The organism is Bradyrhizobium prioriisuperbiae, assembly GCF_032397745.1.
Taxonomy (GTDB): Bacteria; Pseudomonadota; Alphaproteobacteria; order Rhizobiales; family Xanthobacteraceae; genus Bradyrhizobium_A; species Bradyrhizobium_A prioriisuperbiae.
Genome location: NZ_CP135921.1, coordinates 105,103 through 128,426 on the forward strand (window position 1 = coordinate 105,103; position 23,324 = coordinate 128,426).

A 23,324-nucleotide genomic window follows, 5' to 3' on the forward strand; every position below is an offset into this window, starting at 1 on the left:
ACCGGCCTCGCTGCGATACCGCCATTGCTTCGTGAACAGCCGACAGCAAAAAGCCCCGGTTGTAGAGACCGGGGCTTTTCAGTCAGGATCAGATAACACGCTCTCGTAAACCCGCCCACCGGCTGACCGATGCCGGCCCGCGAGATCATCGTCCAGGACTGCTGTCCTGATCTCCCCAAGTTCAAAAATCAGGTTCAAAAACTCAACTGTGAAAGCCTGCTTTCGAAACCCCCATTTCGAAAGTCACCTTCTCGAAAAACCCTTTCCCCAAAGTCTTTTTCGAGACGTCCCCTTCGCGACCCCCTCGCGAATATGGTTTCACCATAGCAGGCGAAGACGCGAAAGTCTGTGGACTGGCGGCAACACCGGCGGACTTTGCGAAGCAGTCGGCAGCGGTAAGGAGATGCGGCATCGTTGACGACTGCTACAATTTTCGTATCTCATGAAATTCGCTGCCGCGCAGTACCGCCGTTCATCCCGCGGCCTCGCGCATCATCGCCTTCAGCATTTCGGCGAGCACGCTGGCGATGGCGCTGGTGCCGCGCTCGTGCCCGATCAGCATCAGGGTCTGCGTTTCGTGCGACAGTTCACGCACCGGCACATAGACCAGCCGGCCAAGGCGCCGCTCGAACTCGATGTCGAACGGCGTGAGAAAGGTAATGCCGTTGTCGAGAATAGCGGCATGGCGCATGATTTCGATAGCATTGGTTTCGATGATCGGCAGCGGCTCCAGTGACGCTTTCGCAAATGCTGAATCAAGGTAAGGCCGGATCACCGTCGACCCGTCGGCAATCACCAGCGGATAGTCGACGCAATCGCTGAGCCGGATCTGGTTGCGCTTGGCGAGCGGATGGCTCGGCGCCATCACCGCGCCCAGCTTGCCGGCGGCCCGTGCCAGCACTTTCAGATGGCTGCCGCGGGTGAAATCGAAGCCGATGCCGAGATCGGCCTCGCCGCTGGCGACCGCGGATTGAATATCTTCGCCGGTGGTCAGCAGCGTCAGGCAGAGCCGCACCCGAGGATTCGACACCCGAAACTGCTTGACGGTGCCGGGCACCAAGTTCGAGGCGAGCCCGCTCATCATCGCCACCGTGATCTCGCCCCGGCGCAGTCCCTTCAGTTCCTCGATCTTGCCCTGGGCCCGGGTCAGGTCCTTGAGGGTCTGGCGGATGTGGCCGATCAGCACCTCACCCGCCGCGGTCAGGATCAATTTGCGCGGCAGCCGCTGGAAGATCGGCGTGCCGAGCTCGGTCTCGAGCGCGAGAATCTGCCGGCTGATGGCGGAGGCCGCGACATTGAGATGGCCCGCCGCCTTGCGGATCGATCCGGTGCGCGCCACCTCGTCCACATAGGTCAGCAGCCGGCCATGCAGCATCGCGTTGCTCCCGCTTGGAAAAATCCTCGCTTTCGAGGATGTGGGGACGTTGCCTGAAAGGCAACAGTGTTTGCGAAATAAAGCGCTTTTATGCAAGCCGTCCAGCGTGCTCAATCCAACGTGGCTCGTCGCATGGCCGGGCCAACCGCAGTCAGGAGTCCCTTCATGGCGTTCAGCGTCGAAAACCTCACGCAGGCCAAGGCCTTCCGCATCTCGCCGACGGACACCAACTATTTCGTGATGCTGTTCGACCGCGAGAGTGCGGGGATCGACAACATTTTCGTCATCGAGATCTTCCGTCCCGGCGGCGCGACGCCGCCCAACGAGCACGCGGCCGCGCACGAATTCTTCCATGTGCTGCATGGAGAAGGCATCGCGCGCTGCGATGGCAAGACGCTGCCGATCCGGAAGGGCGACTCGCTGCTGCTGCATCCCGGCTCCGAGCACGTGGTCGAGAACACCGGCAAGGGCAAGCTCTACTGTCTGACCGTGATGACGCCTAACGAAGGCTTCGCCGAACTGATCCGCGGCGGCGAAGCAGTGGACATCGAGGCCGATGACATCGCAGTGCTGCAGGGGCGCGACGTGGCGGATCAGCGATGACCGACACCAGCCTTCAACCGGTCGATGACCTCACGCCGCTCGGCGCCAGTCCGCGCAACCGCTGGTCGGTCTCGGTGACACAGGCGAACCTCGTTCGGCCGCCGGTCGAGCCGCAGCCGGTGACGATCGATACCGGCGCCAAGCTCGTGACTTTCGACCTCGCGCGCACCGCCACGATCGTCATCGACATGCAGAATGACTTCTGCCATCCGGCCGGCTGGCTCGGCCACATTGGCGTCGACGTGACGCCAGCGCGCGCACCGATCGCGCCGCTGCAACGGCTGTTGCCGGTGCTGCGTGGGCACGATGTGCCGGTGATCTGGCTCAACTGGGGCAACCGGCCCGACCGGCTCAACCTCAGCCCGGCCCTGCTGCATGTCTACAAACCATCCGGTACCGGTGTCGGGCTCGGCGATCGGCTGCCGGACTCCGGCGCCCGGGTGCTGGAGCGCGGCAGCTGGTCGGCGTCGATCGTTGCGGAGCTTGCGGTCGACCCCACCGATATCCATGTCGCCAAATATCGCATGTCGGGCTTCCAGGACACTGAGCTCGACAGCATCCTGCGCAACCTCAATGTCACGACCCTGTTGTTCGCCGGCGTCAATGCCGACCAGTGCGTGCTCTGCACGCTGCAGGACGCCAATTTCCATGGCTACGACTGCATGCTGCTGCGCGACTGCGCGGCCACCACATCGCCGGACTACTGCATGGCCGCGACGGTCTATAATGTGAACCAGTGCTTCGGCTTCGTGCTGGAGTCTCCCGTCCTTGCCGCCGCGATTGCCGAGGTCGATTGAGCCATGAACGATCTCGCTCCCCTTGACGTCACATCCGACCGGCCGTCGGCCGACACGCTGAGGTCGCTGATCGTCGATCTCGGCGATATCCCCATCGTCACCGATTCCACCATTGTGCGCCGGCGCTCGCGCGATTTCTTCTGGTACAGCCCGATCCTCAACGACCAGCTCAACGGCAAGTCGGCCGACCTGATCGTCGCGCCGCGCGACGAGGCCGACGTCGTGCGGGTCGCAGCCGCCTGCGCGCGCCACCGTGTGCCATTGACGGTGCGGGCCGGAGGCACCGGCAATTACGGCCAGGCCGTGCCGCTCGCCGGCGGCGTGCTGCTCGACATCACCGCCCTCGACACGATCGAATGGATCAAACCCGGTCAGATCCGCGTCGGTGCCGGCGCCAAGATGAACGCGATCGACGCGGCGACCCAGCCCATGGGCTACGAACTGCGCATGCATCCCTCCACCAAGCGCACCGCGACCATCGGCGGTTTTGTCGCCGGCGGATCCGGCGGCATCGGCTCGATCACCTATGGCGGCCTGCGCGAGCGCGGCAACATCCTTGCCGCCCGCATCGTCACCATGGAACCAGAGCCCCGCATCATCGAGCTGCGCGGCGATGCGGCCCAAAAAATCAACCGCGCCTATGGCACCACCGGCATCATCACCGCACTCGAAATGCCGCTGGCGCCGGCCTGGCCATGGATCGATGTGGTGGTCGCCTTCGACGACTTCACGGCCGCGGTTGAATTTGGTCATGCCGCGGCGCTTGCCGACGGCATCGTCAAGAAGCTGCTGGCGCCTATCACCTGGCCGCTGCCGTCCTATTTCGGCGCGCTGAAATCCTGCTGCCCCGAGGGCAAGAGCATCCTGATCGCGATGATCGCAGAGCCGTCGCTGGAAAGCTTCCGGGACCTGCTCGGCGGTCGCGGCACCATGACCCTGGAAACGCCGACCGATGATGGCCCCGGCAAGGTGCCGCTGTACGAATACACCTGGAACCATACCACTCTGCAGGTGCTCAAGAGCGACCGCACGGTGACCTACCTGCAATGCCTGTACCCGCACGACCGTCTGCCGCAGAAGGTCGAGGAGATGCGCACGATGTTTCCCCGCGAGGTGCTGCAGCATCTCGAATTCATCCGCTTCAACGGACAGGTCACCTGCAGCGGACTGCCAGTGGTGCGTTACAGCAGCCCGGAGCGGCTGAACGAGATCATTCGCCTGCACGAGGCGCACGAGGTCTATATCGCTAATCCGCATGTCTACACGGTCGAGGACGGCAGCCGCTACAAGCGCGTCGACGTCGATCAGCTCGGCTTCAAGCACGAGGTCGACCCCTGCGGCCTGCTCAACCCCGGCAAGATGCGCAGCTTTATCCCGGAGCGATGACGTGCGCGTGCTGTACGTCTACTGCCATCCGCTGGACGACAGCTTCCATGCCGCGATCCGCCACGAAGCGTTGGCCGGCCTCGCACTGGCCGGGCATACGGTCGACCTGCTCGATCTCTATGCCGAGGACTTCGATCCTGTACTCACCGCCGAGCGTCGCCGCGACTATCACGATCCCGCACGCAACCGCGCCAACAATCAGGCCCATGTCGACCGGCTGATGGCCGCGGACGCGCTGGTGCTGCAGTTTCCGACCTGGTCGTTTGGACCGCCGGCCATGCTGAAAGGCTGGTTCGATCGTTTGTTCGGCCCCGGCATCGCGATGGATCTGTCCGATCCGGCTCATGCGAAACCGCTGCTGCAGCACATCAGGCACATCACCGGCATCTCGACCTATGGCCGCCAGCGCTGGAAAGCGATCGCCATGGCCGACCCGCCGCGCAGAATCATCAAACGTTACCTGCCCTGGTTCACCGGCTTCAAGGCCAAGGTGCGCTATCACGCACTGTACCACATGAACACAGCGACTGCTGACCGGCGCGGCCGCTTTCTCGCGCGAGTGCGACGCGCCATGGAGCAGTTCTGAGTTGCCCGCTGCAATCGCAGCAGCAATGACGAGTCCAGCCTATGAAAAACGATATTTTCAGGCAAAGTGGATTCGCGACCAACAGCGTTTGAAGACCCCTCCAAGGACACCCCATGGCGACGATATTCGGCGAGACGGACTGGCGATCGATGAGCCAGGAGCAGCGCGACCTCGGGCTCAACAACAGTGCCGCCGTCGCGGGCAGCGCGGAGATGGTCAACGGCTGGGAGCAGCGCTCCGCCGCGGTGCGCGAACGGCATTCCGCGCAGCTGAACCTCAGATACGGCCCGCGGGACCGCAACCGTTTCGACTTCCTGAAAGCCGCTGACGGCGGGCCGACGCTGGTGCTGATCCATGGCGGCTACTGGCAGATGCGCTCGAAGGAAACCCTCACCTGGTTTGCCGAGGGGCCGATGGCGCACGGCATCAATGTCGCATTGATCGGCTACACCCTGGCGCCGGAAGCGACCATGGACGAGATCGTGGCCGAGATCCATCGCGGCCTCGACACCCTGGTTGAACAGCTTCCCGCCCTCGGCGGCGATCCCGACCGTATTATCGTCACCGGCTGGTCCGCAGGCGGACATCTGACCGCGATGGCGCTGTCGCACCCGAAGGTGAAGGCCGGCCTCGCGATCAGCGGCATCTTCGATCTCGAACCGATCCGCCACAGCTATCTCAACGTCAAGCTTAAGCTTGACGAAGCCATGTCGCGGCGAAACTCGCCGCTGCTGCAATCCGCCGGCCCGGCCGCGCCACTGGCGCTGGTGGTCGGCGGCGCCGAACTGCCGCAGTTGCGCCAGCAGACCGCCGACATGGCCGCGTTTCGCGCCAGCAATGGATTGCCGGTGAGTTATGAAGAAATACCCGGCGCCGATCACTTCTCCATCATGCTCGAGCTGGGATCGCCGACCGGCCGGATCACGACCCTGATCCGACAGTTGTTCGAAAACGTCTGATCAGGCCGGCAGCTTCGCCGCCTTCACGTCGTACAGCAGCCTGATGAATTCCACAGCAGTATGCGCGGCGGTGAGCCGGCCCTTGTCAGCCGTGGCCTTGTGGGCCTCGCCGACGGCACCCGCGGGATTGAGGTCGCCGGCGATCCAGGCATAGGCGATGAATCCGGTCGGCCTGAGATGGTCGAAGGCGGCCTCATCATCCTCGGCAACCGACCGGAAATCCTGCGCCCGCGTCATATCGACCAGTTCCGGACGGAAGGCCAGCATCAGCGACGTCTCGACGTCGCCACCATGGATTCCGAATTTCAGCTCACGCTCGCTGTAGAGGCCGGCGGGCTTGCCAAGCCGCGACCAGGCGGATTTGACCACCAGCATATCCGCCCGCACCCGCAGTTCGCGCGCGACAATGCCCATCACCTCGTCGTTGCCTCCATGGGAGTTGACGATCACGAGTTTGCGCACGCCCGCGCGCGCGACTGACAGTCCGAGTTCGGTCCAGGCCTCGATCAGCGTCGTCGCCGGCAAGGTCAGGGTGCCGGGCATCCGCAGATGCTCGTTGGATTTTCCGACCTGCTGGATCGGCAGAATCCGAACGTCGAGATCGTCGGGCAGACGTTCGATCAATGTCTCAAGCATGCCGCGATTGATCGCCGCGTCGACACCCACCGGCAGATGCGGCCCGTGCTGCTCGATGGCGGCAATCGGCAGGATGGCGATGGTGGTCTGAGGATCGAGGCCTTCGAATTCACGCGAGGCGTATTCATCCCACCAGGCCCGACGACGCAACGTGTCCATGTTCGCTTCCTTTCATGCCGCGCGGCGAGGCTGCGGCGCACGACCATGATGTCGACTATGACATCGCGAGAGCGTTGACAATGCTGCACGCATGGGTGTGATCGAGCTTTTCCTGCGTTGCCTAAAAGGCAACGTATGCCTCGAATCAAAATGCTTCCGGATGACAGACAGCGCGTGCATCTTTTGTGGTGCCGGGAACGCTGTCATCGGGATTCCGTCCCATCGAGATCACACCGAGGTTGCCATGAACGCCGTCATGACCATCGTGTCCCGTGCCCTGCTCATAACAGCGGCCTGTCTTGTCTCCATCACCCCGTCGAACGCCGCCGACAAGGTGACGCTTCTGACCAGCTGGTTCGCTCAGGCCGAGCATGGCGGTTTCTACCAGGCCAAAGCGACCGGGCTTTACGAGAAAGCCGGGCTCGACGTCACCATCAAGATGGGCGGCCCGCAAGTGAACGGCTCGCAATTGCTGTTGGCCGGCGAGACCGATTTCCAGATCGGCTACGACATCCAGGTGCTGAAGGGTCGCGAGCAAGGCCTGCCATTGGTGATGGTGACATCTTCGTTCCAGTTCGACCCCCAGGGCATCATGGCCCATGACGACGTGGCGGATCTCGCCGCGCTCAAGGGCAAGCCGATCCTGATTGCCGGCTCGTCACGGACCACGTTCTGGCCGTGGCTGCGCGCCAAATACGGCTACACCGACGACCAGATCCGCGCCTACACCTTCAACCTGCAGCCGTTCTTCGCCGACCCCACCGTGTCGCAGCAGGCCTATCTGTCATCGGAGCCGTTCCAGGCGCAGCAGCAGGGCGTCAAGGCGAAGTTCTTCCTGTTCGCAGACGGCGGCTATCCGCCTTACGGCGGGGGAGTTGTCACCACGGAAAAGATGGTGGCCGAGAAGCCCGAATTGGTGGCGCGCTTCGTCAAGGCCTCGCTCGAAGGCTGGCGCGACTACATCAACAATCCGGCCCCGGGCAACGCCCTGATCAAGGTCGACAACCCGAAGATGACCGACGCGCAGATCGCGTTCGCGATCGAGAAGCTGAAGCAAACCAAGGCGCTCGAAGGCGGCGACGCCGCCACCCAGGGCATCGGCATCATGACCGCCGCGCGGTGGAAGCAGACGTATGATTTCCTGGTCGCAGCCAACCTGCTCGATCCAAAAACCGACTGGCAGAAGGCGTTCACCGACCGCTTTGTCAAAGACCTGAAGATCGGGTTCTAGAGCATGATCCGGACGCCGCTGGCGCGACATTTGCAATGAACCATCTCATGAAAGCTTCATTGCCGAGCGACCTTCGGAACAACCACGACAACTCCGCCGGCGACCGTCCGCCGGCGGTGGAGGTACTGTCGGCAGAAAAGATTTTCGCCAATGGCACCCGTGCCCTGGCGCCGATCGATCTCACGATCGCCGATGGCGAATTCCTGACCCTGATCGGCCCCTCCGGCTGCGGCAAAAGCACGCTGCTCAAACTGATCGCCAACCTGATTCAGCCGTCCGACGGGCGACTCTTGTGGTGGCGCGGCGATTTCGGGCAGGTGGGCCAGGACGGCCGCCGTTTCGCCTTCGTGTTCCAGGAGCCGACTCTGATGCCATGGGCGCGGGTCGACACCAACGTGCGGCTGCCGCTCGACCTCGCCAACGTGGCACGCGACACGGCCGATCCACGGGTCACCGACGCGATCGCCCGCGTCGGCCTCTCGGCTTTCGCCCGGCATTTTCCGCGCCAGCTCTCCGGCGGCATGAAGATGCGGGTGTCGATCGCACGCGCGCTCGCCACCGACCCGAACCTGCTGTTGATGGACGAGCCGTTCGGCGCACTCGACGAATTCACGCGCAACAAGCTCGACGACGATCTGGTGCGGCTGTGGTGGGAGCGCAAGCTGACCACCGTGTTCGTCACTCACTCGATCTATGAAGCGGTGTTCCTGTCGACCCGGATTGTGGTGCTCGCGGCCAACCCCGGCCGCATCTTCCGCACCATGACCATTGATGAGCCACAGCCGCGCAACCAGGATTTTCGCGACAGCGCCCGGTTCGCTGCCTACTGCCGCGAACTGTCGACCTGGCTCGCCGAAGCCTCATTGCCGTCCGCATCGGGAGCCACGCCATGAAGCCCCTGCTGCAATCGGAAACCTTCGTGCGGATCGCGGCCCCGCTCGCAGTCGGCGTGGTGCTGGTCGCGGTCTGGGAGATCGGCTGCCGTCTCGGCTCGGTCCCGGTGTATCTGTTCCCGAAGCCGAGCGACATTGTCGCCAGCCTGATCAAGGACGGCCCGTCGCTGCTGCGGGCGCTGATGATCACGCTGCGCATCACCCTGCAGGCGTTCGCCGCCGCCGTCGTGCTGGGAACGCTGATCGCGTTCATGTTCGTGCAGAGCCGTGCCATCGAGGTAAGCTTGTTTCCTTATGCAGTGTTGCTGCAGGTGACGCCGATCGTGGCGATCGCGCCATTGATCATCATCCTGGTGAAGAACACGCAACTCTCGCTGACGGTGTGCGCGACGCTGGTGGCGCTGTTCCCCATCATCTCCAACACCACACTGGGCCTGCGCAGCGTCGATCCCGGGCTCGCCAGCTATTTCCGCATGAACCGCGCCAGCCGATTGAAAACCCTGTTGCGGCTTCGGATCCCCGGTGCGCTGCCATATTTCTTCGGCGGCTTGCGCATTTCCTCCGGGCTTGCGCTGATCGGCGCGGTGGTTGCGGAGTTCGTCGCCGGCACCGGCGGCCGCTCGTCCGGATTGGCCTACCAAATTCTCGACGCCGGGTTCCAACTGGACATTCCCAGAATGTTCGCCGCACTGTTCCTGATCACCGTCACCGGCGTGCTGCTGTTCGGCGCGATGGTGGGATTGTCGACACTCGCGCTATCGAACTGGCACGAGAGCGAGATCGGATCCGAGGCATGAACGCATTGCTGATCGAGAACGCCGAGGGGATTTTCACCGGGCTTGCCGGCGACGCCATGCGGGCCCGCGGATCGATCCGGATTCGCGATGGCATCATCACAGCGATCGGCGCGCTTACGCCGGAGAGCGGCGAACGACGGCTGGATGCCTCCGGCTGCGTGATCTATCCCGGATTGATCTCGACTCACCACCATCTGTTCCAGAGCGTGTTGAAGGGCGTGCAAGCCGGCATCAACCAGCCGCTCGCCGGCTGGCTGCGATCGGTGCCGTATGCGTACTGGTCGAAGATCGACGAAGAGGCGCTGGCGGTCGCGGCCCGGATCGGCCTTGCCGAGCTGCTGCTGTCCGGCACCACGACAGTGGCCGACCATCATTATCTGTTCAGTGACACCTATCGTTTCGATCCCGCGGCAGTCATCTTCGAAGTCGCGCGCAGCCTCGGGCTGCGGCTGGTGCTATGCCGCGGCGGCGGCACCAAGACCAGCCATGTCAGCGGCGGCGCAGGCGCACCGACGCCGGTTGAACCGCTCGAGCGCATGCTGGCCTCGGTCGAAGCCTGCGCCCAGCGTTTTCATGACCCTTCTCCCGCCGGCCTGACCAAGGTGGCGATGGCGCCGACCACACCGACGTGGTCGCTGGAGCCGGGTGAACTGCGCGAAGTGATCGCTGCCTCGCGCCGCATGAAGCTGCGGCTGCACAGTCACTTGTCGGAGACCTCGGACTATGTCGATTTCTGCCTGTCGGTGCATGGCAAGCGCCCGGTGCACTGGCTGGCGGACCACGATTGGCTCGGCCCCGACATCTGGTACGCGCACATGGTGCACCTCGACCATGACGAGGTGAAGATCCTCGCCGACACCGGCACCGGCATGGCGCACTGCCCGCAATCAAATTGCCGACTTGGCTCCGGTGTCGCACCGGCGGACGCGTTGGCGGCGCTGGGCGGCGCGGTGTCGCTAGGCGTCGACGGCGCCGCCTCCAACGAGGCCGCCGACATGGTCTGCGAGATGCACAGCGCCTGGCACACCCATCGCGCGGTCAAGGGCGCAAATGCCGTCACCGCCGAAGACGTGGTGCACTGGGCCACCGCCGGCGGCGCACGGGTGCTGGGTCTGCCGCAGATCGGGACCCTCGCCCCCGGCCAGCAAGCCGACATTGCCGTGTTCGATCTCGATCAGCCCCGCCACTTCGGCATGCATGACCGTTTAGTGGCGCCGGTCACCTGCGGCGGCGCCCGGGTGCGCCACCTGCTGATCGGCGGGCGGACTGTCGTCGATGATGGCGCCATCCCGGGCCTCGATCTCGTTCGCCTTCGATCCGACGCGGCGCGCGTGGTGACGCGCATCGCCGCATGACCTGACAGGGAGATACCTCATGCTGGCCACCCAACAACCGGTGCTTCGCCGCTTCTGGTACGCGATCATGCCGACCGAACGGCTCAAGGGCGGCCCGCAGCCGTTCACCCTGCTCGGCGAGCCCATCGTGTTGTTTCTCGATGCCAAGGGTGAGCCGGCGGCGCTGGAAGACCGCTGCTGCCATCGCACCGCGAAACTCTCCAAGGGCTGGTGCCGCAACGGCAACATCGTCTGCGGCTATCACGGCTGGGAATACGACCGCGACGGCAAACTGGTAATGATCCCGCAATTTCCGTTCGAGCAGCCGATCCCCGATGCCAAGGCGCGCGCGTTCCGCACACAGACCCGCTACGGCTATGTCTGGGTGGCGCTGGACGAGCCGCTGCGCGACATTCCCGACATTCCCGAGGACAGCGATCCCGCCTATCGCCGCATCTTCCAGTTCTACGACACCTGGAACACGGCGGCGCTGCGGCTGATGGAGAACTCGTTCGACAACGCGCATTTCGCCTTTGTGCACAAAAACACGTTCGGCGACATCGACCAGCCGCGGCCGGAGAAATACGAGATCGTCGAGACCGACTACGGCTTCGAGGCGGAGACCCTGATCACGGTGAAGAACCCGCCGATCGCGGCGAAGATCTCGGGCACCAGCGAGCCTTACACCAAGCGACACATGCGCAACAAATGGTTCATGCCGTTCTGCCGGCGGCTCGACATGGAATACCCTTCCGGCATCCGCCACATCATCTTCAACTGCGCCACCCCAATCGCCGACGGCAAGATCCAGGTGGTGCAGCTGTTGTTCCGCAACGACACCGAGGCGGACTGCTCCGCCCAGGAGCTGATCGACTGGGATGCCGCCATCATCGCCGAGGATCGCGATATCCTGGAATCCACCGATCCCGACGCCATCGTCGACATGGGCCGCAAGATCGAGAAGCACATGCCGTCCGATCGTCCCGGCATGCTGATGCGCAAGCGCCTGCTTGACCTGCTGCACGAACATGATGAGGAAGAAGTGCCAAAGCCGATGGCCATGGACACCGGCGCGCTGGAGCGGAGTCACCTGGCGGTGTAGCCGGCGCTCAGTCTACCTCTTTCGATCGCCGGTACCGAAAATCGCAATGGCCGGCGCCCTGCATGATCGTCTGCGTGCGGGCGAGCTTGATATCGGGATCGAACCCCTCGGCTGTGTCGAAGTCTGCACTGCAGACCAGCAGGAAGCCAAGCTCCGGCTCGCCCAGTTCCTTGTAGAATTCGGCGTACCGGCATCCCGTCACATCGATCTCGAAGGCGTCCTGCGACTGGGTAACCACGCGATAATCAAGCGCATCGTCTCGGGCGTAGGTGGCGAATGCGGACGCCATGGTCTTGCCGAGATTTGCCTTCCCTAGATTTTCTTTGCCGAGATTTTTCTCGTTTTTCGCCCGCCAGAATTCTTCACCGTGGCGCCGGTAAGTTTCACCCAGGGCCTTTCGAACGAGGCTGTTGGCGCGCGCCTCGCCCAATTCCGCCTGCAAGGCTTTGATCAACGGCACCAGGACCTGAGCCTGGATCTTGGCCTGTTCGATGACGGTTATGCCCACGGACGATCTCCCGTTCCTGCACTCGCCTCACCATCATAGCGCGAATGGTGGCGGCACTGAAGAACGGGCTGCCGTCGCACGGGACGACTCGCCTTGACCTGGAGTGCCCTCTCCTCAGGCCGTCATCACCCGGGGCTGGTCGCCACCACCGGGGCCGGCAAACAGCCGGCGGCCGGGAATCGCGTCCAGCAGCGCCTGGGTGTAGGCATGCTGAGGATTGCGAAACACCGACAGTGTCTCACCCTGCTCGACGATCTCGCCGCGGCGCATCACCACGATGCGGTCGGCGATCTCAGCCGCCACCCGCAGATCGTGGGTAATGAACAGCATCGCGAGGTTCATCTCCTCACGCAGCTCGGCGAGCAACTCCAGGATATGCGCCTGCACCGAAACATCGAGCGCCGACACCGCCTCGTCCGCCACCAGCACCAGCGGCTTCAAGGCGAGCGCGCGTGCGATGCAGATGCGCTGGCGCTGGCCGCCGGAGAACTCGTGCGGGTAACGCTCGGCGGCGCTATCCTTCAATCCGACGCGGGCAAGCAGCCACTTTGCGTCCGCCTTGGCCTCCGCCGCCGGCACGCCATAGGCCATCGGGCCGCGGGCGATGGCATCGCCAACCTTCTGGCGTGGATCCAGCGCCGCGAACGGATCCTGGAACACAATCTGCACCTTGCGGCGCATCGCCCGCAGTTGCGCGCCATGCACCGAGAGGAAATCCGTGCCACCGAAATCCACCGTGCCGCCATCGGGCTCGATCAGCCGCATCACGATTCGACCGAGGGTCGACTTGCCGGAACCGGATTCCCCGACCACCGCCACCGTTTCCCGCGGCTTGAGCGACAGCGCCACATCGCGCACCGCCGGCACACGTCGCGCCGGGCGAAACAAACCCTGGCGGGTGACAAACGTTTTGTTCAGGCCACGCGCCGTGAGCAGCGGCTCGCCACTGATGGCACGGCCGCTCGCTGCCGGACGCGAGCCCGGCACCGCCGCGATCAGCGCCTTGGTGTAGGCATCCTTCGGAGCGCGCAGCACGTCATCCACGGTACCCTGTTCCACCACGCGACCATTACGCATCACCACCACGCGGTCGGCGATATCGGCGACCACGCCGAAATCATGGGTGATGAACAGCACGCCCATGCCGCGCTCGGCCTGCAACTGACGGATCAGGTTCAGGATCTGCTTTTGCGTCGTGACGTCGAGTGCGGTGGTGGGCTCGTCGGCCAGCAGCAAGGCCGGATTGTTCGCCATGGCGATGGCGATCATCACACGCTGGCGCTGACCACCGGAGAGCTGGAACGGATAGCTTCTTCGCAGCGTCGCCGGCTCCGGCAACCCAACCGCGGCTATCAGTTCCTCGACACGGGCCTCAAGCGCCGCCCGCGCCGGCCGCGGCCGTGCGTGGGTGATGATCGCCTCAGTGATCTGGTCGCCGACCCGCGCCAGCGGATTGAGCGCGCTGAGCGGCTCCTGGAAGATCATGGAGATCTCGCCGCCGCGCAGCTTGCGCATCTCGGCATCATTCGCGGTCGCGATATCCGTGCCCTTGAAGCGGATGCTCCCGGACGCGACACTGACATTCGGCGGCAGCAGACCCAGCATGGCATGCGCCGTGATCGACTTGCCGGAGCCGGATTCACCAACCAGGCAAACCAGCTCGTTGCGGCGGACCGACAGGGAGACGTCCTCGACCGCGAACGCGCGATCCGCGCCGTGCGGCAGTGCAACCGACAGCTTCTCGACCGTGAGCAAAGTGTCTGATGTCACGATATTGCTCATGCCGGCCGCCATTTGCGCGCGATGCGCGGATTCAGAGTATCGTTCAATCCCTCGCCGACCAGATTGATGGCCAGCACGGTGAGCAGGATGGCGATGCCCGGAAACACGCTCATCCACCAGGCCTGACGGATCACAGTGCGCGCGGCGCCGATCATGAAACCCCAGGACATCAGGTTCGGATCGCCAAGGCCCATGAAGCTCAGCGCGCTTTCGATCAGGATTGCGGTGGCGATGGTCAGCGAGCCGGTGACGATGATCGGCGAGATCGCATTGGGCAGAATGTGGCGCAGCACCACCGCCAGAGGTGCCTGCCCCTGGCAGACTGCGGCCTGCACGAATTCCCGGCCGCGCAGCCGCAGGAACTCCGCCCGCGTCAGCCGCGCCAAGGGCGGCCAGCTCACCGCTGCGATGGCGATGATGACGTTGGTCAAGGTCGGTCCCAGTGTCGCCACCAGAAGAATGGCCAGAATGAAGCCGGGAATGGTCTGGAACAATTCGGTGAGACGCATCATCACGTCGTCGACCTTGTCGCCATAATAACCGGCGATGGCGCCGATCAGGACGCCGACGCAGACCGCAGCCATGGTAGAAACAAGGCCGATCAACAGCGACACCCGCGCGCCATAGGCGATGCCGGCGGCGACATCGCGTCCCAGCATGTCGGACCCAAGCCACAGCCCTTCGCTCAGCGGCGGCTGGAATGGCGCGCCAACCATGTCCCAGGGATCGTCGGGAAACAGCAGAGGGGCCGTGACCGCCAGCGCGACAACGGCGGCGAGAATGACGAATCCGATCACACCGGTCGGATGGCGGAAGAAGGCTTTGAGCGTATCCATGCTGTTCCTCCGCTCAGGACGCTGCGCGCAGACTGACGCGGGGATCGATCAGCCGGTAGATCGCATCGGTGACGAGGTTGAGCACGATGACGATCACCGACATCACCAGGAAGATGCCGAGCAGCACGGGATAGTCGCGCTGCAGCACTGCGTCATAGGTCAGCCGGCCGAGGCCGGGCCAGGCGAACACGGTTTCGATCACCACCGCGCCACCGACCAGCGCTCCCGCCTGCATGCCGGCAACGGTCACCACCGGCAGAATGGCATTGCGCAGGATATGGCGGGCAATGATCCGGCCCTGTTTCAGGCCCTTGGCGCGCGCGGTCTTGATGAAATCCTGGTGCGTCACCTCGATGACGGAGGAGCGCATCAGCCGCGCATAGATCGCGAGATACACTGCGGCGAGCGAGATCGCCGGCAAAATGAGATGAGCACCAATATCGCCGATCCGCTGCAAGGGCGTCATCTGCACGCCGATGGTGACGTAACCGAAGGCCGGCAACCAGTCGAGCCGCACCGAAAACAGCAACACCAGCATCAGCCCGAGCCAGAACACCGGCATGGCATAGAGAAACAGCGAGACGATGGTCAACGCCGTATCCGACCACTTGCCGGCGCGCACACCCGCCAGCGTGCCGAGCACGATGCCGAGAAACAAAGCGGTCAGGAACGCGGTGCCAGTGAGCAGCAGGGTCGCCGGCAGCCGCTCAGCCAGCAGCGCCCGCACCGGTCGCTGCTGGCGGTAGGAGTAGCCGAGATCGAGAGTGACGATCCGCTTCAAATAGGTCCCAAGCTGAACGATATAAGGTTTGTCGAGGCCATACTCCTCGCGCAACTGGGCCAGCAGCTTTTCGTCGGACGCACCGCTTTGTCCGGCGATCACCTGGGCGGGATCGCCGGGCGCCGCATGAACCAGCACGAAATTGAAGGTGGCGATCACCAGCACCACCGCGACAAACTTGGCGACCCAGGCGCCAATGGCAAGGGCGGCGGCAACCACGCCGCCTCCCTTCGCGTCGAGGGCGAGCAAACTCATCCCAGCGACACCGTGCCGAACGTCTCGTGCACGCCGATCGCCGTCGTGATCACATTCTTCAGCTTCTTATCGATGAAATTCGGATAATCCTGCTCAAGCAGCCAGACCACCGGGACATCCTCGACCACGAGCTTCTGCACGGCGCTGTAGTGCTCCTGCCGTTTGGCGTCGGAGGTCGCCACCGCCGCCTCTTCGAACAACCGGTCGACGTCCGGATTGGAATAACCGGCGGTGTTGGAGAACAGGATGCCCTTGCGGATGTTGGAGGAGATGTAGGTGCGTGACACGCCGAGCGCCGGATCTCCGAACTGGTAGACCAAGTTCATGGTCATCGAAAAATCCCAGTTGCTGCATTTCTCTGCCCAGCCAGCCATATCGATGCCTTGCAGCTGCAGGTCGATGCCGACCCGTCCCAGCGACTGGCGCAGGAACTCCGCGGAGCGCTGATAGATCTCGCCATACGGTGGAACGAGATAGGGGATCGTCACCCGTTTGCCGTCCGCGCCCGGCTTCAGGCCCATCTCGTCGAGCAGCGCCTTCGCCTTGTCGAGCGAATATTCGTACTGCTTGACGTCTTTCTCATAGAAGCGCGTCTTCGACGAGATCGGACCAGTGGCGATCTTGCCGAGGCCGAAATAAACCCGCGCCAGCATCGCCTTGCGGTCGATGGCGTACATCACCGCCTGGCGGAAACGCTTGTCGTTCATCGGCGCGATGCGGTTGTTCAATTCCAGCCATTGATGCGGAGCGAAGAACTCGTAACCCTTGGTAGTCATGTCGAGGTTGGGCAGCTTCGCCAGCCGCTGCACATCGAACGATTCAACATCCGACCACTGGGTCAGCTGCACAGTGCCCTGTTCGAGGGCCACCGAGCGCGACGCGGCGTCCGGGATCACCCGGTAGATGATCTCGTCCAGATACGGCTCGCCCTTGCGATAATAGCCTTCGTGCTTGACCAGATGCACGTGCGAGCCGCGCACCCATTCCTTCAGCTTGAACGGCCCGCAGCCGATGGCCTGCGCATTGGCAGGATTCTTGCGGTAATCGGTACCGTCATAGATGTGCTTCGGCACGATCGGCGCGGTGGTGCAATCGAAAGCGCCGAGGAAGGGTGCAAACGGTGCCTTCAACTTGAACACCACGGTGAGCGGATCCGGCGCCGTCGCACTCTCCGCCCGGGCAAAGGTGCCGCGGGCGCGAGCGTGGGTTTCCATCAGCATCTTGGTGGTCGAGAAGATGACGTCGTCAGCGGTCAGCGGCGTGCCGTCGTGGAAGGTGATATTGGGGAACAGCTTGAAGGTATAGGTCAACCCGTCCGGCGACACCTCCCAGGATTGCGCTAGCCCCGGCATCGGCTTCAGATTGAAGTCGTAGCGCAGCAGGCTTTCGTAGATCTTGCCGCCCAGCGTCAGTGTCGGCTGCTGCTGGTTCAGCGCGGTGACGAGAATCGGCGGCTCGGGCTGGATGATGGTATTGAGCGTTCCCCCGCGGGTCTGCCCCGCCGCGCGTTTCAGCCCGAGCGGAATACCGCTGCCGGCCATCACACCCGTCATCAAACTCAACTTGGCGAATTCACGTCTGTTCATGCCCCGTCCCTCGCGATGATCACACATTGAAACTCAGTCGGCTTGCCGAAAAATAGATGCAAGAATGAATCCAGAAGCGGTATTGAGGCGTCCCCGGTTACGATCATTTTTTGTTGTTGGTTTTCGCGCGGCGAGACTCGACTGTCCCGAGTTCGATCGTTCATCCTTCGAGGCGCGTTCGCAGCTCGGGACAACGGGATATTCATAGAGCTTGGTTTTATCGGTGAAGAGTCGTCGGCGGCCGCCCCGCGGATGATGCGAACGCAGCGCGGTCGCGACGACGGCATCATGCGGTGACTTCGATCGGAGACATCACAGCTTTCTCAGGCCGCACCAATTGGCCACGAACAGCGCGATACTCAGCGTGGTCTTGCGGATGCTCTCCAGTTCGACCCGCTCGTTGAAGGCGTGCGGCCCGATGCCGTATGGCCCATAACACAGCGCCGGAATGCCGTAGTCGACGCAGTAGTAGCGGGTATCGTTGACGGCAGTGGAGAGGCGATCTTCAAGGGTGGCACCGAAGGCCGTCTGGTGTGCGACGCCGAGCACGCCTTCCGCCGCGCTGCCTGGCTCGCACACCGCGGCGTCGGCCTGAAAGCCGCTCCACACCAGCTCAGCCGGATTTTCCGACAGGAAGGTATCGTTCTTCTGCGCCTCGGCCAGACATTGTTCAATGCCGCGCATCGCCTCTTGCGGCGACGAGTTCGGCAGCAGCCCGAGCCGACAATCCAGCTCGCACCAAGCAGCAGTGGAACTCGCCCAGTCACCGCCCTTGATGATGCCGACATTGAACTTGATCGGATCCTTGACGTCCTTGAACCAGGAATCCTCGACCGCTTTGGCGTTCAATGTCTTGGTGTACTCCTGGAATGCGCGGATCAGATGGGTGGCGGAGAGGATCGCGCTGGTCCCGGTCTGGGCGTAAGCGACATGCACCGGCGTGCCGCGCACCCGCAGCCGGAACCAGACCGCGCCGACCTGGGCACGGGTCAAGGTATGTCCGGTCGGTTCGGGAATCAGGCAAGCGTCCGCGCGATAGCCACGCACCAGGGTCGACAGCGCACCGTTGCCGGTGCTCTCTTCTTCTGTAACGGTTTGCAGATGAATCCGTGCATCGGGCGCGTAGCCAGCCGCGCGGATGGCGTCGAGGGCGAAGATCATGGCGGAGACGCCGGATTTCATGTCCTGCGCACCGCGGCCGAACATCCAGCCGTCACGCACGACCGCCGCATACGGCGGATCGCTCCACAGGTCGACCGGGCCTTCCGGCACCACATCGATGTGTCCCTGCAGGATCAGGCTGCGGCCATGCCCGTTGTTGTCATAGGTGGCGACGACCTGCCTGGAGCCGGCGGGATCGATGTTATCCATCGGCGCGGCTTTCGGGTGTTCATGCAGTTTGACGTCCGCCAGACTGAACTCATCAACCTTGTAGCCCCGCTCGGCAAACTGCGACGCCAGCCACTGCTGCACCGGCGCTTCCTCGCCACGCAGGCTGCGGAACTGCACCAGCCGCTGCAGGAAGGCGACCTGCTTGTCGAAATTGCGATCGATGGCGGAACTCAGCTCTTCAAGAAGAAGACGATCTGGTTCTGCTTTTGCCTGTTGCGCCGAGGTCGTTGTCGCCAAGGGTCGCCTCCCGTCAATACAATGAAGATATCGCTGCGATCAATGCCCGGCTTACTCTATCGGTCGAGTCCGCCGAGCAGGATATATTTGATGTCGACATATTCCTCGATGCCATGACGCGATCCCTCGCGCCCGAGGCCGGATTCCTTGACGCCGCCGAACGGAACCACATCGGCACCCAGCAGCGCGGAATTGACGCCAACCATGCCCGACTCCAGCGCTTCCGCGACCCGGAACACCCGGCCGAGGTCACGAGCGTAGAAATACGCCGCCAGCCCGAACGGCGAGGCATTGGCCTGCGCGATCACGTCAGCTTCGTCGCTAAAACGATAGATCGGGGCCACCGGACCAAAGGTTTCCTCGTTGGTGATGACCATCTCGGTGGTCACCTCCGACAGCACCGTCGGCTGGAAGTAGGTCCGTCCGAGTTCGTGCCGCTTGCCGCCGGTAACGATCTGCGCGCCCTTGGCGGCGGCGTCCGCCAGATGCCGCTCCACCTTGTCGATCGCCTCGCTGGTGATCAGCGGCCCCTGGGTCACGCCGGCGTCGAGGCCGTTGCCGACCTTGAGGCCTTTGACCTTCTCCGCGAGCTTCTGCACGAACGCGTCGTAGATCCTGTCCTGGGCGTAGATGCGATTGGCGCAGACGCAGGTTTGACCCATGTTGCGAAACTTCGACACCATGGCGCCTTCGACGGCGGCATCCAGGTCCGCATCATCGAACACGATGAACGGCGCGTTGCCGCCGAGTTCAAGTCCGACTTTCTTCACGGTCGATGCGGCCTGGCGCATCAGGATCTTGCCCACTTCCGTCGAGCCGGTGAAGCTGATGGCCCGCACGGTGGAGTGTTCAGTCAAGACCTTGCCGATCGCGGGCGCGTCGCCGGTGATGATGTTGAGGACGCCGGGCGGAATGCCGGCCCGCTGCGCCAGCACGCCGAGCGCCAGCGCGGTCAGCGGCGTTTCCGGCGCCGGCTTGACGATCACGGTGCAGCCGGCCGCCAACGCCGGCGCGACCTTGCGCGTGATCATCGCCGCCGGGAAATTCCACGGCGTGATCGCGGCCACGACGCCGACCGGCTGCTTGATGACGAGGGTGCGGGAATCAGCGCGATGCGACGGAATGGTCTCGCCATAGATGCGCCGGGCTTCCTCGGCATAGAACTCGACGAAAGAGGCCGCATACTCGATTTCACCCTTGGCTTCCGTCAGCGGCTTGCCCTGCTCCGAGGTCAACAGCAGCGCGAGATCTTCGCGATGGGCAAGGATCAGGTCGTTCCAGCGGCGCAGGATGGTCGCGCGCTCCTTGGCGAGCAGCTTCGACCATTTCGGAAAGGCGGCGCCGGCCGCGCGTACGGCCGTCAAGGCTTCGCCGGCGCCGAACTGCGGCACCTTGCCGACGAGGTCGCCGGTGGCCGGATTGTGCACGGGATCGACGGGGCTGCCGGTCCATTCGCCGCCAATCAGGCAACGATCAACCAGCAAAGCGGGATCAGTCAGTTTCAGCATATCAAATCATCCCGATACTTGAGGAAAAGTCCTAGGCCACGAGGCATTCTTCCAGAATGGCAAGCCCCTCATCGACGATCTCATCCGAAGCCGTCAGCGGCACCAGGATGCGAATGGTGTTGGCCGCGGTGCCGCACGACAGCAGGATCAAGCCGTTTTCGTGGGCACGCTGCGTGATGCGCCGGGTCGCTTCGGCATCGGGCTCGTTGCTGCCGCGCTGCTTGAGCACGTCGAAAGCGACCATCGCGCCGGGGCCGCGGGCGGCCGACATCGGCACCAGATGGTTGGCACGGGACATCCGGTCGATCGCGGCGCGCAACCGTGCACCGATGGCATTGGCCCGTCCCAGCAGATCCTCGCTCTTGAAAATATCCAGCACCGCGAGCGCCGCGGCACAAGCGAGCGGATGGCCGGCATAGGTGCCGCCAAGACCGCCGGGTTCGGCGGCGTCCATGATCGCGGCACGCCCGATCACGCCCGACAGTGGCAGGCCGCCGGCGAGGCTTTTCGCCACACAGATCAGGTCGGCCTGAACGTCGTAATGCTCCATCGCGAACATCTTGCCGGTGCGGCCGAAACCGGTTTGCACCTCGTCGGCGACCAGCACGATGCCATGCTCGTCGCAAATCCGACGCAGACCGCGCATCAGCTCGGCCGGCACCTGATGGAAACCGCCCTCGCCCTGCACCGGTTCGATGATGATTGCGGCGACGCGCGAGGCGTCGATATCGGCCTTGAAGATGAAGTTGATGTAGCGCAGCGCGTCCTCGACGCTGACCTCGCCGCCCGCAACCGGGAAGGGCACATGCCAGACGTCCGGCAGCGCCGGTCCCAGGCTCTTTTTATAGGGCACGACCTTACCGGTCATGGTGGATGCGAGCGCCGTGCGGCCGTGGAAACCACCGGTAAACGCGATCACGCCGTTGCGGCCGGTGGCAGCGCGGGCGATTTTGACGGCGTTTTCGGTGGCCTCCGCGCCGGTGGACAGCAGGATCGACTTGGCTGGGCCGTGCAGCGGCGCCAGGGCGTTCAGCCGCTCGGCGAGTTCGATGTAGGATTCGTAAGGGAGCACCTGAAACGCGGTGTGGGTGAAGCGTTCGAGCTGGTCGCGTACCGCCTGCATGATCAGCGGGTGGCAATGGCCGGTGTTGAGCACCGCAATGCCGCCGGCGAAGTCGACATAACGCTTGCCTTCGACATCCCAGATTTCGCTGTTTCGTGCCTTCGCCGCGAAAATCGGTGTGGCGTGGCTGACCCCGCGCACAACTGCCGTCTGCCTGCGCGCCAACAATTCCGCATTCGCCGTCATCAGCCATCCCCTGCAACTGACGAGCAGCGTATGACGCCAATGCGAAGGAACAATCAGCTTGTTGGTTGGGTCTGGTGACTCTGATGCACCAATCGGGAGGTGCCATGGCCTCTGAATTAGCCCGGATGAGCAGAGCGATATCCGAGGGCTTGCCACCTATTCAACCCTGGTCTCGCTACGCTCACCCGGGCTACAGCAATCGTTTATGTTGTCGCCAGCGTCCGCTTCAGCCAGTCGCGCAAGGCGACGATGGCCGGGTCGCTCCAGCGCTCCTTCAGCGCCACCAGCTGATAAGTCTCCATATAAACCGAGGTCGGGATCACTTCGACCAGCGCGCCGGCGCGCAGATCGTCGTCAACCAGCACGTCGTTGCCGATTGCGATGCCCTGCCCCAGCCGCGCCGCCTCGATGGCGAGATGGGCGTGCCAAAGCCGCTGACCGCGCAGCGGTGGCAGGTCATCGACCCCGGCGAGCTCGAACCAGCGCTCCCACTGCTCGGTGGATTCCTCGTGAATCAGCGTGGCGTTTGCCAGATCGGCCACACAGGTGATGGCCGGATAACGCGCGAGATAGGCCGGGCTCGCCACCGGAAACACCCGTGGCCGCACCAGCGCCTCCGCCATCAATGCACCGCGGGAATCCACCACATCTGCATAGACAATCTCCGCGTCGGCCTCGGCCCGCGACAGATCCGGGTGCGACAATGTGGGCTGCAGGTTGACATCCCAGTTACGCGGCGGCCCGGTCAATTCCGGCAGACGGGACAATAGCCTGCGGTTGGCAACGCCGGGGATGCACCAGATGTTCAGCGCCGGGCGCGAGGCCGGGCGAACCGTCGTGGTGGCGCGGGCGATGATGTCGAACGCCTGCGAGATCTGGGCATGGAACGCGAGGCCGGCTTCGGTCAGCATCACGCCGCGCCCCTCGCCGCGCACTAGCACCACTCCGAGGCTTTTCTGCAGATTCTGCAGATGGCGTGACACCACGGTGTGGCTGACCGCAAGCTCATCGCCCGCGGCGCGCACGCTGCCGGTGCGGCCGACGGCTTCGAATGCGCGGAGCGCTATGAGAGACGGCAAACGAGGTCGAGTCATAGCCAGATCAGTGCAATTTCGGGACCAGCGCCGCACATTATCAATGTCTCACCTTAATGTATCCCTCTCGCCCGGTTCGCGGATCCGGTCAGAATCGATCATACCGTCCGCGCGGCTCAGGTCTGCAGCAACGGTACGGCATTTCACAACGTGTCTAAAGATCAGCACTTGCCGTATC

At 63.7% G+C, this 23,324-nt stretch carries 21 protein-coding genes; 10 read left to right on the forward strand and 11 right to left on the reverse strand.

The features are described 5' to 3' along the window. Window positions 1–472: 472 nt before the first annotated feature. Window positions 473–1,375: a LysR family transcriptional regulator gene (locus RS897_RS00505; protein ID WP_315834671.1), complete on the reverse strand. Its 903-nt coding sequence runs from the start codon at window positions 1,373–1,375 to the stop codon at window positions 473–475. Between the two features lie 165 nt (window positions 1,376–1,540). Here RS897_RS00505 and RS897_RS00510 point away from each other — a divergent pair, with 165 nt between their 5' ends. The 5 genes from RS897_RS00510 to RS897_RS00530 all read left to right on the forward strand — a co-directional run bounded on the left by RS897_RS00510 (window position 1,541) and on the right by RS897_RS00530 (window position 5,706). Further along, on the forward strand, window positions 1,541–1,978 hold the full coding sequence (locus tag RS897_RS00510; RefSeq protein ID WP_315834672.1) for a cupin domain-containing protein: 438 nt from the start codon (window positions 1,541–1,543) through the stop codon (window positions 1,976–1,978). Further along, window positions 1,975–2,775: a cysteine hydrolase family protein gene (locus RS897_RS00515; RefSeq protein ID WP_315834673.1), complete on the forward strand. Its 801-nt coding sequence runs from the start codon at window positions 1,975–1,977 to the stop codon at window positions 2,773–2,775. Before RS897_RS00510 ends, RS897_RS00515 begins: the two co-directional genes overlap by 4 nt. A 3-nt stretch (window positions 2,776–2,778) precedes the next feature. Next, window positions 2,779–4,161: an FAD-binding oxidoreductase gene (locus RS897_RS00520; RefSeq protein WP_315834674.1), complete on the forward strand. Its 1,383-nt coding sequence runs from the start codon at window positions 2,779–2,781 to the stop codon at window positions 4,159–4,161. A gap of 1 nt (window position 4,162) precedes the next feature. Continuing rightward, on the forward strand, window positions 4,163–4,747 hold the full coding sequence (locus RS897_RS00525; protein WP_315834675.1) for an NAD(P)H-dependent oxidoreductase: 585 nt from the start codon (window positions 4,163–4,165) through the stop codon (window positions 4,745–4,747). A 113-nt stretch (window positions 4,748–4,860) separates the two neighbouring features. After that, a complete protein-coding gene (locus RS897_RS00530; RefSeq protein WP_315834676.1) occupies window positions 4,861–5,706 on the forward strand; it encodes an alpha/beta hydrolase in 846 nt (281 codons plus the stop codon). On the opposite strand, the gene RS897_RS00535 is transcribed toward RS897_RS00530, so the two are convergent. Then, entirely contained in the window at window positions 5,707–6,501 is a 795-nt protein-coding gene (locus tag RS897_RS00535) for a creatininase family protein (protein WP_315834677.1), read from the reverse strand. 244 nt (window positions 6,502–6,745) lie between these two features. Here RS897_RS00535 and RS897_RS00540 point away from each other — a divergent pair, with 244 nt between their 5' ends. Genes RS897_RS00540 through RS897_RS00560 form a run of 5 tightly spaced genes read left to right on the forward strand, consistent with a single transcriptional unit; the run spans window position 6,746 to window position 11,858 of the window. Further along, window positions 6,746–7,732 (forward strand): ABC transporter substrate-binding protein, encoded by a 987-nt coding sequence (locus RS897_RS00540; RefSeq protein ID WP_315834678.1) that lies wholly within the window; start codon window positions 6,746–6,748, stop codon window positions 7,730–7,732. A 47-nt stretch (window positions 7,733–7,779) separates the two neighbouring features. Continuing rightward, entirely contained in the window at window positions 7,780–8,625 is an 846-nt protein-coding gene (locus RS897_RS00545; RefSeq protein WP_315834679.1) for an ABC transporter ATP-binding protein, read from the forward strand. Next, window positions 8,622–9,422 carry an ABC transporter permease gene (locus tag RS897_RS00550; protein WP_315834680.1) on the forward strand — a complete coding sequence of 267 codons (801 nt, stop codon included), beginning with the start codon at window positions 8,622–8,624 and terminating at the stop codon, window positions 9,420–9,422. The genes RS897_RS00545 and RS897_RS00550 overlap by 4 nt, the downstream gene beginning before the upstream one ends. Then, the gene (locus tag RS897_RS00555) at window positions 9,419–10,777 is read left to right on the forward strand and encodes an amidohydrolase family protein (RefSeq protein ID WP_315834681.1); all 1,359 of its coding nucleotides are present in this window, start codon (window positions 9,419–9,421) and stop codon (window positions 10,775–10,777) included. The genes RS897_RS00550 and RS897_RS00555 overlap by 4 nt, the downstream gene beginning before the upstream one ends. Window positions 10,778–10,796: 19 nt before the next feature. Then, the gene (locus tag RS897_RS00560; RefSeq protein WP_315834682.1) at window positions 10,797–11,858 is read left to right on the forward strand and encodes an aromatic ring-hydroxylating dioxygenase subunit alpha; all 1,062 of its coding nucleotides are present in this window, start codon (window positions 10,797–10,799) and stop codon (window positions 11,856–11,858) included. Between the two features lie 7 nt (window positions 11,859–11,865). Here the strand turns inward: RS897_RS00560 and RS897_RS00565 are convergent, their stop codons facing one another. The 9 genes from RS897_RS00565 to RS897_RS00605 all read right to left on the reverse strand — a co-directional run bounded on the left by RS897_RS00565 (window position 11,866) and on the right by RS897_RS00605 (window position 23,146). Then, window positions 11,866–12,366, reverse strand: a complete 501-nt coding sequence (locus RS897_RS00565; protein WP_315834683.1) for an L-2-amino-thiazoline-4-carboxylic acid hydrolase — start codon at window positions 12,364–12,366, stop codon at window positions 11,866–11,868. Between the two features lie 114 nt (window positions 12,367–12,480). Further along, window positions 12,481–14,136 (reverse strand): ABC transporter ATP-binding protein, encoded by a 1,656-nt coding sequence (locus tag RS897_RS00570; RefSeq protein WP_315838930.1) that lies wholly within the window; start codon window positions 14,134–14,136, stop codon window positions 12,481–12,483. An 8-nt stretch (window positions 14,137–14,144) separates the two neighbouring features. Then, a complete protein-coding gene (locus RS897_RS00575; protein ID WP_315834684.1) occupies window positions 14,145–14,984 on the reverse strand; it encodes an ABC transporter permease in 840 nt (279 codons plus the stop codon). A gap of 13 nt (window positions 14,985–14,997) precedes the next feature. Continuing rightward, entirely contained in the window at window positions 14,998–16,020 is a 1,023-nt protein-coding gene (locus tag RS897_RS00580; protein WP_315834685.1) for an ABC transporter permease, read from the reverse strand. Then, window positions 16,017–17,606, reverse strand: coding sequence for an ABC transporter substrate-binding protein (locus tag RS897_RS00585; RefSeq protein ID WP_315834686.1), 1,590 nt, complete (start codon window positions 17,604–17,606; stop codon window positions 16,017–16,019). Before RS897_RS00585 ends, RS897_RS00580 begins: the two co-directional genes overlap by 4 nt. A 312-nt stretch (window positions 17,607–17,918) precedes the next feature. Then, on the reverse strand, window positions 17,919–19,172 hold the full coding sequence (locus tag RS897_RS00590; RefSeq protein WP_315838931.1) for an ArgE/DapE family deacylase: 1,254 nt from the start codon (window positions 19,170–19,172) through the stop codon (window positions 17,919–17,921). Window positions 19,173–19,291: 119 nt separating this feature from the next. Further along, window positions 19,292–20,743 (reverse strand): NAD-dependent succinate-semialdehyde dehydrogenase, encoded by a 1,452-nt coding sequence (locus RS897_RS00595; RefSeq protein WP_315834687.1) that lies wholly within the window; start codon window positions 20,741–20,743, stop codon window positions 19,292–19,294. 31 nt (window positions 20,744–20,774) lie between these two features. After that, window positions 20,775–22,052: a 4-aminobutyrate--2-oxoglutarate transaminase gene (gene gabT / locus RS897_RS00600; RefSeq protein ID WP_315834688.1), complete on the reverse strand. Its 1,278-nt coding sequence runs from the start codon at window positions 22,050–22,052 to the stop codon at window positions 20,775–20,777. A 203-nt stretch (window positions 22,053–22,255) separates the two neighbouring features. After that, complete coding sequence (locus tag RS897_RS00605; RefSeq protein WP_315834689.1) at window positions 22,256–23,146, reverse strand: LysR substrate-binding domain-containing protein; 891 nt, start codon at window positions 23,144–23,146, stop codon at window positions 22,256–22,258. Between the last annotated feature and the right edge of the window lie 178 nt (window positions 23,147–23,324).

Excerpts from the sequence above, each read along its gene's own strand:
- RS897_RS00505 (WP_315834671.1), bottom strand. The coding sequence starts at position 1,375 with ATGCTGCATGGCCGGCTGCTGACCTATGTGGACGAGGTGGCGCGCACC.
- RS897_RS00510 (WP_315834672.1), top strand. The coding sequence starts at position 1,541 with ATGGCGTTCAGCGTCGAAAACCTCACGCAGGCCAAGGCCTTCCGCATC.
- RS897_RS00515 (WP_315834673.1), top strand. The coding sequence starts at position 1,975 with ATGACCGACACCAGCCTTCAACCGGTCGATGACCTCACGCCGCTCGGC.
- RS897_RS00520 (WP_315834674.1), top strand. The coding sequence starts at position 2,779 with ATGAACGATCTCGCTCCCCTTGACGTCACATCCGACCGGCCGTCGGCC.
- RS897_RS00530 (WP_315834676.1), top strand. The coding sequence starts at position 4,861 with ATGGCGACGATATTCGGCGAGACGGACTGGCGATCGATGAGCCAGGAG.
- RS897_RS00535 (WP_315834677.1), bottom strand. The coding sequence starts at position 6,501 with ATGGACACGTTGCGTCGTCGGGCCTGGTGGGATGAATACGCCTCGCGT.
- RS897_RS00540 (WP_315834678.1), top strand. The coding sequence starts at position 6,746 with ATGAACGCCGTCATGACCATCGTGTCCCGTGCCCTGCTCATAACAGCG.
- RS897_RS00545 (WP_315834679.1), top strand. The coding sequence starts at position 7,780 with ATGAAAGCTTCATTGCCGAGCGACCTTCGGAACAACCACGACAACTCC.
- RS897_RS00550 (WP_315834680.1), top strand. The coding sequence starts at position 8,622 with ATGAAGCCCCTGCTGCAATCGGAAACCTTCGTGCGGATCGCGGCCCCG.
- RS897_RS00555 (WP_315834681.1), top strand. The coding sequence starts at position 9,419 with ATGAACGCATTGCTGATCGAGAACGCCGAGGGGATTTTCACCGGGCTT.
- RS897_RS00560 (WP_315834682.1), top strand. The coding sequence starts at position 10,797 with ATGCTGGCCACCCAACAACCGGTGCTTCGCCGCTTCTGGTACGCGATC.
- RS897_RS00575 (WP_315834684.1), bottom strand. The coding sequence starts at position 14,984 with ATGGATACGCTCAAAGCCTTCTTCCGCCATCCGACCGGTGTGATCGGA.
- RS897_RS00580 (WP_315834685.1), bottom strand. The coding sequence starts at position 16,020 with ATGAGTTTGCTCGCCCTCGACGCGAAGGGAGGCGGCGTGGTTGCCGCC.
- RS897_RS00585 (WP_315834686.1), bottom strand. The coding sequence starts at position 17,606 with ATGAACAGACGTGAATTCGCCAAGTTGAGTTTGATGACGGGTGTGATG.
- RS897_RS00595 (WP_315834687.1), bottom strand. The coding sequence starts at position 20,743 with ATGCTGAAACTGACTGATCCCGCTTTGCTGGTTGATCGTTGCCTGATT.
- gabT (WP_315834688.1), bottom strand. The coding sequence starts at position 22,052 with ATGACGGCGAATGCGGAATTGTTGGCGCGCAGGCAGACGGCAGTTGTG.
- RS897_RS00605 (WP_315834689.1), bottom strand. The coding sequence starts at position 23,146 with ATGACTCGACCTCGTTTGCCGTCTCTCATAGCGCTCCGCGCATTCGAA.